The 18,974-nt window shown below is 36.8% G+C and carries 7 protein-coding genes; 1 reads left to right on the top strand and 6 read right to left on the bottom strand.

Annotated elements, in window-relative coordinates; translation table 11 throughout:
- Positions 1 to 52: 52 nt before the first annotated feature.
- The 4 genes from Q0543_RS09650 to hemL all read right to left on the bottom strand — a co-directional run bounded on the left by Q0543_RS09650 (position 53) and on the right by hemL (position 14,968).
- The gene (locus Q0543_RS09650; protein WP_299251932.1) at positions 53 to 6,826 is read right to left on the bottom strand and encodes an immunoglobulin domain-containing protein; all 6,774 of its coding nucleotides are present in this window, start codon (positions 6,824 to 6,826) and stop codon (positions 53 to 55) included.
- A 36-nt stretch (positions 6,827 to 6,862) separates the two neighbouring features.
- A complete protein-coding gene (locus Q0543_RS09645) occupies positions 6,863 to 12,736 on the bottom strand; it encodes an immunoglobulin domain-containing protein (RefSeq protein WP_299251930.1) in 5,874 nt (1,957 codons plus the stop codon).
- Positions 12,737 to 12,837: 101 nt separating this feature from the next.
- Entirely contained in the window at positions 12,838 to 13,644 is an 807-nt protein-coding gene (proC, locus tag Q0543_RS09640) for a pyrroline-5-carboxylate reductase (RefSeq protein ID WP_299251928.1), read from the bottom strand.
- 28 nt (positions 13,645 to 13,672) lie between these two features.
- Positions 13,673 to 14,968, bottom strand: coding sequence for a glutamate-1-semialdehyde 2,1-aminomutase (gene hemL, locus Q0543_RS09635; RefSeq protein WP_299251926.1), 1,296 nt, complete (start codon positions 14,966 to 14,968; stop codon positions 13,673 to 13,675).
- A gap of 1,582 nt (positions 14,969 to 16,550) precedes the next feature.
- Here hemL and Q0543_RS17045 point away from each other — a divergent pair.
- Entirely contained in the window at positions 16,551 to 16,613 is a 63-nt protein-coding gene (locus tag Q0543_RS17045; RefSeq protein WP_366800102.1) for a hypothetical protein, read from the top strand.
- A gap of 52 nt (positions 16,614 to 16,665) precedes the next feature.
- Here the strand turns inward: Q0543_RS17045 and guaA are convergent, their stop codons facing one another.
- A complete protein-coding gene (gene guaA / locus Q0543_RS09625) occupies positions 16,666 to 18,195 on the bottom strand; it encodes a glutamine-hydrolyzing GMP synthase (RefSeq protein WP_299251922.1) in 1,530 nt (509 codons plus the stop codon).
- 161 nt (positions 18,196 to 18,356) lie between these two features.
- Positions 18,357 to 18,785, bottom strand: a complete 429-nt coding sequence (locus tag Q0543_RS09620; protein WP_299251921.1) for a TerB family tellurite resistance protein — start codon at positions 18,783 to 18,785, stop codon at positions 18,357 to 18,359.
- Between the last annotated feature and the right edge of the window lie 189 nt (positions 18,786 to 18,974).

Below are 18,974 nucleotides of genomic sequence, written 5' to 3'. Positions count from 1 at the left end.
TTATCGCTATACAATACGTCACCATTGACTTCAAGACCTTTTTAAGGAGCGACTACTTATCAATAACAATTTTCAATAAGGCTTGATCTGAATCACCTTTCACAAGCACCATATACATACCTTTAGGTAAATCTTGGGCATTTATATCTTCATCTAAACTTGTTGTACCCTTAACTTTCGTGACAGCTACCACAACACCTTGCATAGAAATTATTTCAATTTCATTTACATTGAATGGCATGAAATTATTTGAAATATTAAAGAAGCCATTTGATGGATTTGGTGCGATTCTAAATCCTTTAGCATGTGCATCTTGAATAGACGTAGGAAGTGCTGTTACAGTTACTTTAGCTGCATTAGACATTAATTGCGTAGCGCATGGACTATTAATTAAACAGGTATACGTATTTCCAGCATCCGACATTACTGCATTCGATATTTGAAGCGATGATGTATTCGCACCAGATATTCTAGAGTCATCTACTAAATTCACATTGTTTTTTCTCCATTGATAGGATAACGTAGGGCCAGTAGCAGATACAGACAACTGAATCATCTCACCTTCTTGTTTGGATTGAGCAGTTGGTTGCGTTACAATAGTAATTGAACTTGCAGATTGATTTAGATTTGCAACGCTTGATGTTACGTTACCACATGTACCTGTAACATCTACCGTATAGCCAACTAAATCTGAATTAGATACATTCGAGACGGTTAAGCTTTTAGTAAGAGTTCCTGTATACGTAGTATTATTAGCAAGACTTGTTCCGCCAATTTTCCACTGATACGTTAATCCTGCACCTACTGCACTCACTGTAAAAGTAACATTATCACCCAAAGCGCATACGGATTGATCTTGAGGTTGCGCGACAATTTGTGTTGTTACAGGAACGGTTATTTGGATTCCAGTTGAAACTACTACGCTTTGTGTAACACAACTTGCAGAAGAAGTTAATTCAACCGTAACTGTTTTTCCAGTTGTTAAACTTGAGCTGGAAAATGCAGTAGAACTAGATGGCATTCCAGAATTCACACCATTAATTTTCCACTGATAAATTGGAACAGTCCCTGCATTAGTTGACGAAGCAGTAAAGTTTACTGTTTCACCCGTACAAATGGTAGATTTATCTGAAGTAATTGCAATTGTTGGAGTTACGTTAGCTGTTACTGTCATCGTTACATCATTAGATGGAACGGTTGGAGTAGTAACGCAAGTTGCATTGGAAGTTAATTTAACTTTCACTGTATTGTTATTAATCAATGTCGTTGAATGGAATGTTGGAGAAGTACTTGCTACTCCTTGTGACACATTGTTCACAAACCATTCATACATTGGAGCAGCACCTTGATTTGTAGGAGCAGCTGTAAAAGTAACATCCTTTCCAGAACATATTGCTGTTTCGGTAGATGTTACAATAACGCTTGCGCTCACATTAGGAGTAACAACCATCGTTATGATATTGGAAGTTGCATTTGGTGTACTTGCACACGTTGAATTACTTACCATATCCACCGATATTTTATCTCCATTTACTATGGAAGAACTCACATATGTTTTGTTTGTTGCACTAGGAATTACAACACCTCCTTTTTTCCATTGATAGGTAGGAGCAGTTCCTTCATTCCCTGGAGTTGCCGTAAACGTTACAGAAGTTCCATCACAAATTGGGCTCACAGGATTTGCAACAGCCGTAATCGTTGGCAACACACTTGTAGTTACTGTGATTACGATTGGAGATGAATTAACCGTTGTTGTTGATGCACATAAGGCATTACTCGTCATTTCAACAGAATAACTTTCACCATTTGTTGCTCCACTTGTATTGTATGAGCTATTCGTTGCACCAGCAATATAATTCGTTCCTAATTTCCATTTATAGGTAGGCGTTCCTCCATTAATAGGTGTAGCCGTAAATGCAACGTTTGTTCCAACACAAATGGTTGAATTATTTGCAGAAATTGAAACGCTTGGTACTAATGTAGGATTCACTGTTATCAATTGAGTGATTTGACATCCACTAGAATTTATATAAGAAATAATACTTGTACCAGGTGCAATACCTGATACAAGTCCATTATTATTTACTGTAGCAACAATATTTGTTGCAGATACCCAAGCATTTGTTGCTGCTGGTGAACCAGATCCAATCAATTGTGTTGTTGAGCCTACACATACATTTGGAGTTCCAGTTATCGTTGGTAAACTTAACACCGTAATAGTAACTGTATTCGTACAACCAGCAATTGTTTTATATGTAATAACACTAACACCGGATACAAGACCTGAAACTAAACCTGTATTACTTATCGTAGCAACACTTGTTGATGCAGAAACCCAAGCATTTGTTGCTGCAGGAATATTTGTACCTGTTAACTGTGTAGTAGATCCTGCACATACAGAAAGTATTCCCGTAATTGTAGGCTTTGCATTTACATTAATAGTAGTTGATACTTTACAACCATTGTTGTTTGTGTAAGTAATAGTACTCGTTCCAACTAACACTCCAGCAACAATGCCAAGGTTAGTAACACTTGCATTGGCAGTATTTGATGATACCCAAGGTAAAGTTGAATTTGCAGTACCAGATCCTGTTAAAGAAATAGTGGAACCTTCACATACATCAACCACACCAGAAATTGTAGGTAATGGATTTACTGTTATGGTTAATTCGTTTGAAAATACAGGACTTGTATTCGCACATAATGCATTGCTTGTTAAGGCAACTTTAAATTTATCTCCTGTAGCAGCACTTGTTGTTGCATAGGAAATTCCTGTAGCTGAAGGAATTATTTTAGCTCCATTTTTATACCATTCATAACTAGGAGTTGCTCCTTCGTTTGAAGTAGTTAAATTAAAGGTAATCAAATCACTTGCACAGATCGTTGTAGAAGCCGATGTAATCGTAGCTACTGGAACTAAAATTGGATTAACCTTTATGACAATTGGACTAGATACCACGGTATTTGGACTAGCACAATTGGATGGGTTTGTCATCTCAACAGTATAGCTATCGTTATTTGCTGCTGTTGTAGTGACATACGTTGCATTTGTAGCACCGGATATATAATTCGCACCCAACTTCCATTTATACGTTGCAGCACCACCATTGGTAGGTGTAGCAGTCAAGGTAATGGATGTATTAGCACAAATTACAGTTTCAGTTGCTGATATAGCTACGGAAGGTGTAAATGAAGATGTCACGGATATTGGTATAGCAGTTGACTGAACTGTTTTAGGACTAGGGCAGGCTAATGAACTTGTCATAACAACAGAATAGGTATCTCCATTTGCTGCACTAGAAGTATTATAGGTATTATTTGTAGCTAAAGAAATATCTGTAGTTCCTTTTTTCCATTGATATGTAGGTGTTCCGCCATTGCCTGGTGTTGCAGTAAATACAATATTCTCCCCAGGACAAATAGTCGTATTGCTAGCGACAGCAGCTACTGTGGTAATCGTAACAGGATTTACAGTTATTGCTATAGGAGTAGAAACTTTTGTCGCTGGTGCAGCACAATTTAAATCACTCGTCATTTCAACACTATAAGAATCTCCACTTAATGTAGAAGTTGTTGTATAAGTTGAATTTGTAGCACCTGGTATATAACCAGAACCAAGTTTCCATTTGTACAATGGATTGCCACCACCATTCGTACTATTTGCCGTTAACGTTAAAGGTTCAGAAGCGCATATTGTCGTTTTAGAAGCAGTAAAACTAATCGTAGGAATCTTAATAGGTGTTACTGTGATTGGAATAGCAGTCGATTGAACAACCTTAGGACTAACACAGGTTAAAGAACTTGTCATCACAACAGAATAAGTATCGCCGTTAGAAGCACCACTTGTGGTGTAGGTACTATTAGTTGCGCCTAAAATATCCGCTGTTCCTTTTTTCCATTGATATGTAGCTGTCAATCCAGCGTTTTCTACAGTTGTACTGAAATCAATTGAACCATTTGCACAAATTTCTGTTTTTGAAGCCGACACAGTTACCTTTGCAACGGGAGCTGCAGTTAAAAGTATCGTTACGTCATCCGATTGAATGCTCTTAGGACTTGCGCATGCCAAAGGACTTGTCATCACAACAGAGAAGTAATCTCCGTTTGTAGCAGCATTCGTATTATACGTACTATTAGTTGCACCTGAAATAACAGCATTATTCATCTTCCATTGATAGGTAGCAGCACCTGCATTGGTAGCTACAGCAGTAAATACAATGTTTGTTCCTGCACAAATAGTTGTACTACTAGCTGACATGGTAAGCGATGTATTAGAAACAGGAGTAACGGTTATAACCAATGGGCTTGAAACAACAGGTACAACAGAAGCACAGGTTAAACTACTATTCATTTCAACAGTATAAGAATCTGCATTTGCAGTTGTTGAAGTTTTATATGTTGCGTTTGTAGCTTCGCTAATAGCTACGCCACCTTTTTTCCATTGGTATAAAGGGGGCGTCCCTCCATTCACTGGTGTTGCAGTTAATGTTAATAAATCTCCCGCACAAATTGTTGTTTTATCCGCAGCGATGCTTACGCTACTTGACACACTAGGATTTACAGTTACAGAATACGAAAATACACTTCCTATACAAGTACCTGATGTCGATGTTGGCGTAATAGAATAAACAACCGTAACAGGATTTACTGAATTATTTGTTAATGTTTCAACAATTGGATTTGAAGTCTGATTGGATACTGCAGTATTTGTGATGCCAGCCACTGCAGATCTAGACCATTTATAGGTTGAAGCAATCGGACTCGTAATTGAATACGATTGTGCAATACCGCTACAAATAGTTCCGGTTGCAGATGAATTAATAATAGGTTTTGGGTTCACTGTTACTGTTAATGAAAACGGATTTCCAACACATGTTCCAACAGTTGAAGTAGGTGTGATGATATAAATAACATCTATCGGTGCGTTTGCACCATTCACTAAGGATTCGTTTATGGATGCTGTTGATCCAGACACTGGACTTGGGCTTATATTAGCAACTGCAGCTCTTGTCCAGCTATAATTAGATGTAACGGCACTACCTATCGTATATCCAACTCCGCTTCCACTACAAGAAGCACTTGTACTAGCAGAATTTATAGAAGGTTTTGGATTCACTGTCACTGTAATGGTGGTTGAAGCAATAGATTGGCATGCATTACCTACAACTACAGAATAATTGCCTGCATCAGCGATTGCTGTTGTGCTTATTGAGTACGTAGCATTGGTTGCACCTGAAATAGTTCCAGCACCTTTTTTCCACTGATATGTGGTAGCATTTGATGCCACAACAGACAATGAAGTAGTTTGGCCTTCACAACTGATTTTATTTACTGGTTGAGTTGTGATTGATGGAGGTAAGCACAATACATGTCTTGTTATAAAACCATCTTGTGTACCAGACAATGGAGTAGTATTTGCAGCTCCGATATCATAATCTCCCGAACCTTTATAATTTCCAACGACCAAAATTTTTCCATTTACATCAACAGCAGTACTTGTTGCTTGTTCATCGTTTGTTCCGCCAAGATTATATGCAGAAGTAGCCATACCTGATGTTCCAGAAACAACAGCAAAAAATGCGTCTTTACCACCTTTTCCTGTTATCGTTTTAGAATTACCAAAATTAACATCCCCACTTGCAAAACCTGCAAGAACAATATTACCACCTTGATCAAAACCCAATGAAGCTAATTCGTCTTCTCCTGTGCTTCCTGTTGCAAGATGCCAATTATATGCACCAGCAGTAGTATAACTTGCTACAAAAATATCATTCAAGCCTACACCAGTAAACCCGGATGAAGACGTTGTTGATGGATCAAAGTAAACTACCCTCGCATCTTTTTTTACATAACCACCTACATATACTGTTCCATTTGTTCTGTTAACAAGTATATCATTTCCCTGATCTGTTTGAGAAGCACCAATATTAAAACCCCACTGACAAGCCATTGAAGCATTGTATTTTGCTACAAATGCATCACCTGTTGCGTTACCGCCACCATCTTCAGAAACAGAAATAGATCCTATTGGATCAATATCAATATTTTGACCTCTGAAATAACCTGTTAAATAAATATTGCCTGAATTATCTAAATCAATAGCAGTACCACCATCGTTATTGATACCACCAATTGCATAAGCCATTCCATTAATAAAAGTTGCTGTATCGTATTTCGCAACAAAAATATCTGAACCACCTGTAGAAGATATTTTTTTAGACGTACCTTTTGGATTAAATTCAAAATTAGCACCATCCAATTGACCCGTAATGTAAATATTCGTACCGAAGGTTGTAAGATCACCTAATAAATTATTGCCATTAGGGATACCGTTATTTATATAGTTGACATTTTTAAAAGTTAACATTTTATCATACTTTACGAGTGTCATTGAATTAGAAGGAACAGCAGTACTACCAAACCCACCTTCACCTGTCATATCTATTGTACCTGATACAATTGCTAACAAATACACATTCTGATTGGCAGGATCTACATAAACTTTCAATCCTTTATTATTTAAAGATGTACCAAATGCGATTACTTTTCTAAGTATTCCATTTGTAGTATAGGAAGCAATAAAACCAGACTCTAGTGCTTGAGCATCTTCAGGAGTTGATGTACCAAGAGGATTGAATTCTACGCTATTACCCGTAAAGCTTCCGCAAACAAATATATTTCCACTAGCATCTGTTGCTACGGAAGTAATTTTAACCGTAGATGAAGCCTTTCCTAAATGATAAATCAAATCGGTTGTTTGGGCACGCACCTGTGCATAGCAAAATAATGCTAGTGCTAAAAAAAGATGTTTTAACGTTTTATTCATAATAAGTACTTGTTAAAAAAGCAATGAACGTAAAATTTAATGAATGATTTCTAATTTATCTATAAACAATTGATTTCCAATTCGAATATGCATAAAATACATTCCTTGAGGAAATGGAGCTGTTTCAAAAGATATTTTTTCAGAATCTGTTTCAATACGAGTTTCTATTTCTTGAACAAGCGATCCTTGTACATCAAATAAAGAAATAGTAGCAACACTGTTTTGTTGATTTGAAATTTCAATTGTTGTTGACTGATTTGCAGGCTTCGGATATAGTGTAATCATTTGTCCATTTAAATCTGCACCAGAAATTCCCGTACATACAGTTACTGTTAAGGTACCCGGTTGCGAAACAGCATCCGGTGTACATATCCCTTTGACAGTACAAGTATAATCACCATTATCAGAAACTGTAGATCCTGTAATTTTCAACGACGAACTTGCTGCTCCTGAAATTCTTCCCCCATTAGTCAATACAAGACCATCTTTTGACCACTGATACACTAAGCTATTCCCAGTTACAACAACATTAAATTGTATCAATTGACCCAAACAAACCGATTGAGGGAATGGATGTTGAACAATTGTTGGAGAATTAATAATCAAGGCCGCTGGTGCTGAATTTTGAACTGCTCCACAAAGTTCTGTTATGATACATCTATACGCACCTTCTTCTGAAACATCCACATCCGTTACTACCAAATCGTGTGTTGCAGTGCCACTATATTTCCCAGCATCCAATATATTCGCATACACGGAAGAACCATTTGGCTTAAATTGCCATTGATACATAAGTCCGCTTCCCGCAATTTCAACCGTAAACAAAACGGGTTGCGTTCTACATACACTAGATGTAATCGGTTGTTTACTTATCGGTGTAGATGTTGTCGTGGTAACAAGTGCAGCATTACTTAATGTAGCTGCAGAACATATTGTAGATACGCTACAGGTATATGCTCCTTCAGTTGTTGCAGTTGTATTAGAGATTGTTAATGTTGCCGATGTCGCTCCGTTTATTGTTGTTCCATTATCAACAATATCTGCTCCATCTTTTTTCCATTGATACAAAGTAGTACCTGCACTAGACACTACAATATTCAGAACCAATGGCTGTCCTGTACAAATCAACGTATTTTGAGGTTGTGTTGTAATTGTTGGTGTTGTAGACAATGAAAGTACTGCAGAAGTACTTGTTATAGGAGTACCACACAAAGCTGTAATTTCAACAGAATACGTATCTTCATCAGAAGCAGCTACGGATGCTATCGTTAATGCATTCGTAGTTGCATCAGAAATATTTCCACCATCAATTAATGCAACTGAATTTTTAAACCATTTGAATGTTAAATTACTACCAGCTGCTACAACGGTAAGTGTTGCATTATCACCTGGACAAGCATTTATATCAATGGGCTGTGTAGTGATTGTAGCAGGTGAATTCACCGTTAACAATGCCGCTGCACTTGGCAGTACACCACACGCACTTATTACATCACAGATATACGAGCCCGCATCGACAGATGCTATTGCAGCAATATTATATGTTGCATTTGTTGCAGCGGATATTGCTGAACCGTCTTTTTTCCATTGATAGGTAATTCCTGAGCCGCTAGCTGTTATAGAAAATGAAGCAGAGATACCTTCGCAACCTATTACCGGGCTTGGTTGTGCTGTAATACTGGTAGAACTATTTACCGTCAAGGTTGCCACGTTTGATGTTAACGCTGCAGAACACGTACTTGAAACTTCGCATATATATGAACCCGCATCAGCTATAGAAACGCCTGTTAACGTTACGCTGAAAGTAGCAGCACCGGATACAACAGGACCATCTACCAAAGCCGTACCATCTTTTTTCCATTGATAGGTAAGTGACCCACCAGTTGCACTGCAGGTAAATACTGTTGAATTGCCTGAACAAATAATTTTAGATACAGGCTGTGAAACAATTGTACTTCCTGCTGCTAATGATAATGTTGCCCCAGTTGAAATTGCTACAGGAGTACACGTGCCACTTACTTCGCACACATACACACCTGCATCAGCAGCTGTAGTACTAGATAATGACAACATAGTTGTTTGACAACCTGTAATCTCTCCACCATCAGACAAAATCGCTCCATCTTTTTTCCATTGATAGGCAATTCCTGAACCTGATGCTACAACTGAAAAAGAAGCTGCTGCACCAACACAAATAGATTTACTTACTGGCTGAGTGCTTATAGTTGGTTTTGTATTAATTGTTAATATCGCAGGATCGGATGTTAAAAAACCACTACATGTATTTCCTGTTTCACAGGTATATGATGCAGCATCTGCAGAAGTAATTGAAGCTAAATTCAGTGTTGCAGTTGTTGCTCCAGATACATTACCCGTATTTGTTAATGCGACACCATCCTTTTTCCATTGATAACTAATACCAGTACCAGAAACTACAATATTGAAAGTAGTTGCAATGCCTGAACATAGTGCCTTTGAAATGGGCTGTGTAATTATGGTAGCTAATGAACCCACTGCTAAATTTGCAATACTTGATGTAACTGCAGGGCTACATGTTCCAGAAACAACGCACGTATAAGCTCCTGCATCTGCACCTGAAGCGAGAGCAATTGATAAACTTGAAGTAGTTACTCCAGAAATCCCTCCACCATTACTTAGGTTCGTTCCTCCTTTTTTCCATTGATAGGTAATTCCTGTTCCCGTTGCGGTTACTGAAAAACTCACAGGTGCCGACCCACAAATAGTAACATCCGTTGGTTGGCTCGTAATTGTTGGTACTGTATTTACTGTTAATGTTGCACTTGTAGAATTTAATGTACCAGAACAGCTATTTGTAATAGAACAAGAATATTGAGCAGCATCTGCCAAAGCCGTATTTGTGATAGACAAAACAGATGTCGTTACACCACTAACATTTCCGCCATCCACTAGATTCGTTCCACCTTTTTTCCATTGATAGGTAATTCCGCTGCCTGTGGTACCTAAAGTAAATGTTGTTGTTTGTCCAACACACGAAATTTTATCCGTTGGATTTGTCGCTATAGAAGCGGTAGAGTTTACAGTCAGAGAAGCTATTGAACTCGTAACACTTGGAGAACAAGCCCCCGAAACAATACAGGTATAATTCCCTGCATTCGCATTTGTAACACCTGAAATAGAAAGTGTATTTGTAGTTGCTCCTAAGACCCCGCCTCCATCAACCAAGTCAACATTATTTCGTTGCCATTTGTAGATAAGATTGGTACCCGTTGCAACAACTTTATATGTGGTGTTTAATCCTTGACAAATAGTAATTGGTGTTGGTTGTGTCGTTATTACAGGTAAGTCATTTACGACCAATGTTGCATTGGTTGTAGTAACTGTTGGCGCACAAGCACCAGTTATTACACATGTATATAATGCAGCATCTGTTGCAGACACAGTCGTTAGTTGTAATGTTGAAGCTGTTGCTCCACTTACGTTTCCACCATTCACCAAATTTGTCCCCCCTTTTTTCCATTGGTAACTAGAAGCACCTGTAGCAATTACTGAAAAGGAAGCATTTTGACCTGCACAAATAGTTTGCGTAGCGGTAGGTTGTGTAGAAATTGCAGGCGCATTCGTTAATGTTAAAACAACTGCCGTAGTAGTAACATTTCCACAAGAACTTGTGATAATGCATTTATAATTTGTTGCATCTCCAGCTACAACACTAGAAATAGATAAACTTGCAGTTTTAGCACCAGATATTGTTCCCCCATTAACTAGGTCTACATTATTTTTTTGCCATTGATATGTTAAGCTTGTGCCTGTAGCCATAACAGAAAACGAAGCTGCGCCACCTAAACATGCTGCAGTAGCAATGGGTTGTGCTGTTATTATAATACCTGAAGATATAGTCAATGCAACTGCTGTACTTGTTATACCTGGTGCACATGAACCTGTAACCGTGCAACTGTAATTACCTGCTTGTAGTGCTGTTGGAGCAATTATATTTAATGTTGCAGCTTGAGTGCCCGCATATACAGCGTTGTTTGAAATTGCAACCCCGTTTAATTTCCATTGATATAAAGGTAATGTACCTGTAACTAAAATAGTAAATGATGTATTTGCCCCTGCACAGATGGATTGTGCAACAGGTTGCGTCACAATAGCGGGTGCAGTATTAATTTGTACAATGGCACCACTAGAGGTAACAGAATTGCCACAAGATGATGCAATGCACGTATATGTTCCAGCATCAGAAGCAAGTGTTGAGGTAATTATTAAATTAGGCGTTGTAGCCCCTGAAATAGTACCCCCATCTACAAGAGTTGTACTACCATTTTTCCATTTATAGGAGATCCCCGACCCTGTTGCTACAGTAGAAAGATTAAGCGTGGCGCCTGCACATAAACTTTTTGATAGCGGTTGAGTAACAATTACAGGAGTAGCGCTACATTCTTGATATTTACTCAAATAAGAATCTTGACTTACAGGGGCTGCTAATGTTGAGGTTCCTGCACCTGGATCTAAATCCCCAAATGCACCTTTATATGACCCACAGGCATAAATCATAGACGAAGCATTAAATGCCATCGCATTTCCTTGATCATCACTTGTACTCCCCGCTTTAAATCCCCATTGATTTATACCAGATGCATTGTATTTAGAAATAAAGACATCCGTACCTCCAATCGATGTTAAATTTAATGCTGTACCTAATGGATTGAAATTTACAGATGAACCAGAAAAGTAACCTGTTAAATAAATATCTCCGCTTGCATTTACTTTTATTCCTAAGGCTTCGTCATCCACATTATTGGCACCAATTCGTTGCGCAAAAACCGGAGCCAAGGTACTTAGATTGTATGATGCAAAAAGAATGTCCTTTCCAGTTCCTGCAGCTGTGATGTTTTGAACATTCCCACTTCTAGGATCGGCATCAATAAAACCTGTAAAAGTACCTGCAACATTTAACACACCTGAAGTTCCAATATGCATTCTATTGATTTGCTCCAATCCAGCTCCAGAAATTTGACCGACATTTAAATAACTACCATCTTTATCATATTTAGCAATAAAAGCATCCCCATTACCAGGTGTAGAACCTGTTAAACTTGAGGTTGACGAAACTAAATCAGGATCAAAATCAACTGTATTAAACATTAAACCACTAACATATACATTATTTGAAGCATCAGTCGTGATAGCAGTCCCTTTCTCCGAACCCATTACACTACCTAAACTAAAGCCCCATTTAAAAGTACCATCATTACCAAATTTTGCAACTACAACATCCAAAAAGTTTGTAGCTCCACCTTGACTAAATATGTCTCCTCTATTACCTTGAATGCCTCCATAATTTTTACCATAGACTTTAGCATCTCCACCAATATAGCCTGTAACAAGTATATCGCCGTTGGCATCTAACGTCATGTCTAGTATTTGATCATCTGCAGTTTTTGAACCAATTGCTTGTATCCACATTAACGTACCTGTGCTAGAATATTTAGCAATAAATCCATCATATAAGGTTGAACTAGGGCCACCTAAACTACCTTCCGCTTTAAATCCATCAAAATAAACAGCAGAACCCGATAACGAACCCGATACAAAAACATTTCCCGAAGCATCTAATGCAACACGCTTACCGATAACACTATTTCCATTAATATTAAGGGAAAAGACTTCTGTTCCAGTAGGGTCCGTTTTTATTACATATCCATTTGAAGCTAATTCGCCAAAAATGCTGACAGGAGAAGTTATTTGATCGTAATAACTCCCAACGGTATAAACATTATCAGAAACATCTGTTGCCACATCCATTGCTTGTACATATCCCGCACCTACCGTAGGTACTGTATATTTCCATGTTTGGGCTTCCCCAATGTGTTGAAAACAGATGCTTGCTATAACAAAAGTTAATAACTTAAAGTATAATTGCTTCATTTACAATGATTTTAGATTTAAAGAAATCTTCATTCTCCTTCAAACGAAAAAAGAGGATTAAGGTTTTCTATTATACAAAAAATTGAATTATTAAACAAGAGTTATGCTCCTCCTGAAAGTTCTTTTGCTCTATTTTCAGCATTTTTTAATGCTTCCATAATATGCGGACCTACTTCGCGTTGTTTCATGGTATTTAAAGCGGCTTCTGTAGTACCACCTTTTGAAGCAACCATGGCTATCAACTCATCAATAGACAATTTTGAATGATTCAGAATTTGAAAAGCTCCCATCATGGTTTCTTTAACCAACATTGCAGCTACATTTTCTTCTACGCCCATTTGTTTTCCTGCTTCAATCATATGCTGAACGATATAATAAAAATATGCAGGACCACTACCACTTAAAGCAGTAACAGCATCCAATAATGATTCGTCTTTCATGAAAATTGATTTGCCTGTTGTTTCCAACAGCATATCAACCACACTAATATTTTCAAATGATGCATCTTTTGCTACGGTAAAAGCAGTAATACCAAATCCCAATTGCGCAGGTGTATTGGGCATTGCACGAACAACATTTTTATGATTTAATAAGTCTTGAATTTGACTAATTTGAATACCTGCCATTATCGATAAAACCATTTGGCTTTCTAATAAATAGCTTTTCAATTTTTCAGAAAGCACTCGAAAATCTTGCGGCTTTACTGCAACAATTAAAATATCGTAATTCTTAATGGATTCGTCAATATCTGCAGACAAAGAGGCAACACCTTCTAGTTTGAGTTGTGCACGTTTTTCATCATGCTTTTCAATAATCAATAATTCATCCTTTGAAACAATTTTTCTACTGATAAACGCTTTTGCATACGTCATCCCCATGTTCCCACCACCTAAAATTGCAATTTTCATTATAAACTTTTTTTGAATGAATTATAAATTATTTCGCATGAATTTCACTCATGCTCGCTTCGTGAGCCGAAATTATTGTATCTGCAAGCTCTTTATTAATTTCAGTTGAAATAAATAAACTTTCAAATTGGGAAGGTGCCATATATATTCCTTTCGCAAGCATGGATTGAAAGTATGCTGCAAACATAGCCAGATCAGATTTCTTTGCAGAATCAAAATCACTCACTGCAGTATTGGTAAAGAACATGGTAAACATGGAACCTATGTGATTAAACGTATAATCTAAACCCAATAGATTATTTGCTTTACGCATACCATGAATTAAATATTCTGTTTGATTATTTAACTGTGTATAAACCTGAGGATGCTCTTTTAAGTACGTCAAGATTGCTAAACCAGCAGACATTGCAATTGGGTTTCCAGACAAGGTGCCTGCTTGATATACAGGACCAGCAGGAGAAACTTTTTGCATAATTTCTTTCTTTCCGCCATATGCACCTACGGGCATACCGCCACCAATAATTTTACCCATGGTTGTCATATCAGGCTTTACGCCTAATATACCTTGTGCACCTGAAGCAGACAATCGAAATCCACTCATTACTTCATCGAAAATCAATACAATACCTTCAGCATCACAAATGGTTCGAAGTGCTTCTAAAAACCCAGGTTTCGGTAATACGCAGCCCATATTCCCTGCAACGGGTTCTATAATTATAGCTGCAATTTTATTTTTATTATTCTCTACCAATACCTTTACGCTATTGATATCATTATAAGGTGCAGTAAGGGTATCATTTGCTACGCCTTGAGGCACGCCTGGACTATCTGGCACACCTAAAGTTACAGCACCACTTCCGGCTGCAATTAAAAATGAATCGCCGTGCCCGTGATAACATCCTTCAAATTTAATTATTTTTTCTCTACCAGTATATCCACGAGCAACACGGATAGCAGACATCGTAGCTTCTGTTCCAGAGTTTACCATTCGAACCATTTCAACGGATGGCACCATGCTTACAATCAACTCCGCCATTTCTACTTCTTTTCTAGAAGGTGCGCCAAAAGATAAGGAGCTAGATAAGGCATCTCGAACTGCTTTTTCAATGAGTTCATGGGCATGACCTAAAATCATAGGCCCCCATGAATTAATGAGTTCTATATATTGATTATCATCTTCATCAAATAAATAAGCACCTTTCGCTCTTTTAATAAAAATCGGATTGCCACCTACTGCTCTAAATGCACGTACTGGAGAATTAACACCACCTGGAATAACCTGTTTTGCTCTTTCAAATAATTCAGAACTTGTATTATTTTTCATTGATAGGATTGGCTAATGTTAGTTGAAGTTTATTAAAATAATAAACGGGTACATATGAATTGCAAGCAGCTTTACTAAAATTAAAACCTGCCATAAAATGACCTTTATGAAACGTACTCGTTCTTAAATAATTTAAATAACCCGTTCCATATTCTTCCATTGACTCCCCTACTAGTGACATTAATTCAAAGCCAATAACAGTATATTTAGAAGGATACGTTTGAAAACGTTTCGTATAGGCAGCCATAAAATCGGCATACGATTTCGAATAAAATTCTACAAAATCTGGATAAATGAAATATACTTTTCTGCGTTCAAACTGTTCATAGGTCTGATTATTTATATCCAACCATTCGCTTTTGGCAATAATAGGAATACCCATGCGCGTTATTTCTAATGCACTAATCACATTTGAAGCCAATGCTGCATCACTGGATGAAACAAAAATATGGCTCGTTTGTGTTAATGAAATGGAGTCGGCAATAATTTTGCCTACATTCGAAATTTTAGAACGTGTAATTTTAACAAATTTAGATACTTTAAATCCTTTTGTTAGCAATGAATCTCTATAATAAACGGCCTGTAAAGAATCTTTTATATCCTTCGTATAAAAAATAACGACTTCATTTTTCGGTTTTGTATCCGAATCTTTTTCATCATTTTTACGATAGACGAAATTATTTTTTGCAAACGTAGAAACCTCTCCTGCGATAGATTCTAAGGTTGGTTGAAATAACAAAACTTGCGTTGTATTTTCAACAATACTCGAATTTAATGAGATAGGATTAATTACAGGGATGTTATTTTTCTCTCCAAAACTTGTTACATACGGTATCAAAGTTGGGAATAAAGGTCCAATAATTAAGTCCATTGATTTCAACTCAGGATAAGCAATTATCTTCTGAACTGTCAAAACATCTCTATCTACATCATAGGGATGCACAATCACTTTTAGCCCTTGCTTTTTCAATGAATCAATAGCCACCAATATACCTTGATACATTTCATCTACATAACTATTTCTAGCATGCTCTGATATGGGTCCAGACAAATTAAAAGGAAAAATAACAGCTACGTGATACTCTGGCTTTTTAACATAATTGATAGACTTCTTAATCTTCTCAAACTTAAATTCTTGTGCTAAGTATTCATACAACATATTATTTTTGGAATTGATTGGATATGCTGCTAATTTATTAAATAGGGCTTTAGCCAATTCTTTATCCGTGGTGTAAATGCGTTGCAACTTTACCAACGTATCAATAGGTGCTATTTGAGAATAATACGATTGCTTACATGTTAAAACAGAAGATTCCATACCATTTACTTGAGACAATGACGTCATTGCAAAACGATAATTCTTCATTTCAAAATACACACATGCAAGCAAATATTGGGCTTCATTGATTTGTTTCCAATTCGGATCTCTATTGGTCAATTGCAACAACATTTGTCGCGCTTCATTATACTTACCTACTTTAAATGCAGACAATGCATAATAATATTGTGCATACGAAGCGTAATCATTAGCAGCATCAGGAGAAGTTAAGGGAAGGAAATACTCCATTGCAATTGCATATTTTTGCAAATCAAATATTTGTTTTGCTCGCACATAATCGCCCTTCCAATCTTGCTGTGCAAATAATACTGTAACGTTTAAACACACAGCAAGAAATAAGAGTATCCACTTTTTCATATTATTCCCATTCAATTGTTGCAGGTGGCTTAGAGCTGATATCATATACAACTCGGTTTACACCTTTAACACGATTTATAATTTCATTCGAAATATCTGCCAAAAACTCATACGGCAAATGTATCCAATCTGCAGTCATACCATCTACACTACTCACGGCACGTAAAGCTACAACGTTTTCATACGTACGCTCGTCGCCCATTACGCCAACAGATTTTACAGGCAGCAGAATTGCACCCGCCTGCCATACTTGATCATATAAGCCTTTTTCTTTTAATCTAGAAATGAAAATATAATCAACCTCTTGAAGTGTTTTTACTTTTTCAACAGTTACATCACCTAATATACGAATTGCTAAACCGGGACCAGGGAAAGGATGTCTTTTTAAAATAGCATCATCAATATTTAATGCTTTGCCAACACGTCTTACTTCATCCTTAAACAAGGTATTTAAAGGCTCAATAACTTTAAGTTTCATTGTTTCTGGCAAGCCTCCCACATTGTGATGCGACTTAATTGTTGCAGATGGGCCTTTAACAGAAACAGATTCAATAATGTCTGGGTAAATTGTACCTTGTCCCAACCATTTCACATTATCAATCTTGTGAGATTCTTGGTCAAATACTTCTATAAATTCTTTACCGATCGCTTTACGTTTCGCTTCTGGATCACTTAAGCCTGCTAATGAAGAATAAAATTGTTCTTTTGCATCAACACCGATAACATTTAAACCCATGTGTTTGTATGAGTTCAACACTTCGTCGTATTCATTTTTACGAAGCAAACCGTTATCTACAAAAATACACGTTAGGTTGGGTCCAATTGCTTTATGAATTAATACCGCAGCTACAGATGAATCAACACCTCCAGAAAGTCCCAAAACAACTTTATCTGAACCTAATTTCGATTTTAATCCAGCAATTGTAGTCTCCACAAATGCATCTGGCGTCCAATCTTGAGAACAGCCACAAATCTGAACAAGGAAATTTCGTAATATTTCTTTTCCTTGAGTGGAGTGTGTTACTTCTGGGTGGAACTGAATACCATATGTTTGTTCGCCTTGCACTTTATATGCAGCTACACGCACGTTTTCAGTACTACTTAATATTTCAAAATTTGAAGGAATTTCAACGATTGTATCTCCGTGAGACATCCATACTTGAGAATCAGGAAGAATTTCTTTAAACAATTCCTCAGAAGTATGAACATTATTTAAACGAGCTCTACCATATTCACGAATGGTAGAAGGCTGAATGACACCACCCGATTTATGAGCAATTAATTGCGCACCATAACATACCCCAAGTAATGGCAATTTCCCTCTATACATAGAAAGGTCAAGATCTGGAGCATCTGCTTCACGAACCGAGCAAGGACTACCAGAAAGTATGACACCTTTAACAGTTTCATCCAATTTGGGAGCTTTATTATAGGGAAGTATTTCGCAATACACATTTAATTCTCTTACTCTTCTGGCAATCAATTGAGTATATTGAGATCCAAAATCTAGGATTAATATTTTTTCAGTCATAGTACAAAGTTAAAAATACCAGCCTTTTTTCCATCAAATTTTTACTGGATTGTACAATTAATTCACAGATTTATTGATTTTTAGGGTAAAGAATACAAAAAGACATAAAAAAAGGCCGAAAGCAATGCTTTCGACCTTCATTAATTAAACTTAAACAAAAATTACATAAAAAGATATTCAGAAGCACGTGCTTTTAATTCTTCTTTAGATAAATCTAAAGCCATACCATCAACAAGGGCTTGAACTAATATCCAAGCTACTGCTTTACGTACGCCCATTTTTTCTGCAATTGAAATGGTATATGTCAATTCCTTAGGACTAACCTCACCATCAATTTGCATCATCTCAACAAGATCAAACAATTGATTGAATCGTTGAGCATCTGTTTCAGGTTTCTTATAAAAGAAATCATCTGAAGCATCTACCATTTCAAACACCTCTTCAGGTGAAACGCCATTGCGTTCTCCAATTTTTATTAATAGACCAGATTCTGATCTTGAAATTTTACCGTCGGCTTTAGCTAATTGAACTAAGTTCATTATATGACTTTTGTGAGCCTTTGATTTTTTAGTTGCGAAAAGTGTTAACATGATTTTTTGCGTTTTGTTATGATACAAAGGTAAATATAATTCAATTAAAGCCAAACAATTATTCAATTATTTAATACAATAAAATTGGCATAATTATACATTTATAAAAATAAACATATACATAAAATATTATAAATCATTTAAAACAACAATTATGGAAAAGTTTATGCTTATTTTTCAGGGTATCAA

It is taken from the genome of uncultured Cytophaga sp. (assembly GCF_937863595.1).
Lineage (GTDB): Bacteria > Bacteroidota > Bacteroidia > Cytophagales > Cytophagaceae > Cytophaga.
This window is presented reverse-complemented; position numbering and strand designations above follow the sequence as displayed.

Bases quoted from the DNA above. Each gene is read 5' to 3' on its own strand.
- Q0543_RS09645 (WP_299251930.1), bottom strand. From the start codon at position 12,736: ATGAAGCAATTATACTTTAAGTTATTAACTTTTGTTATAGCAAGCATC.
- hemL (WP_299251926.1), bottom strand. From the start codon at position 14,968: ATGAAAAATAATACAAGTTCTGAATTATTTGAAAGAGCAAAACAGGTT.
- proC (WP_299251928.1), bottom strand. From the start codon at position 13,644: ATGAAAATTGCAATTTTAGGTGGTGGGAACATGGGGATGACGTATGCA.
- Q0543_RS09650 (WP_299251932.1), bottom strand. From the start codon at position 6,826: ATGAATAAAACGTTAAAACATCTTTTTTTAGCACTAGCATTATTTTGC.
- Q0543_RS09620 (WP_299251921.1), bottom strand. From the start codon at position 18,785: ATGTTAACACTTTTCGCAACTAAAAAATCAAAGGCTCACAAAAGTCAT.
- guaA (WP_299251922.1), bottom strand. From the start codon at position 18,195: ATGACTGAAAAAATATTAATCCTAGATTTTGGATCTCAATATACTCAA.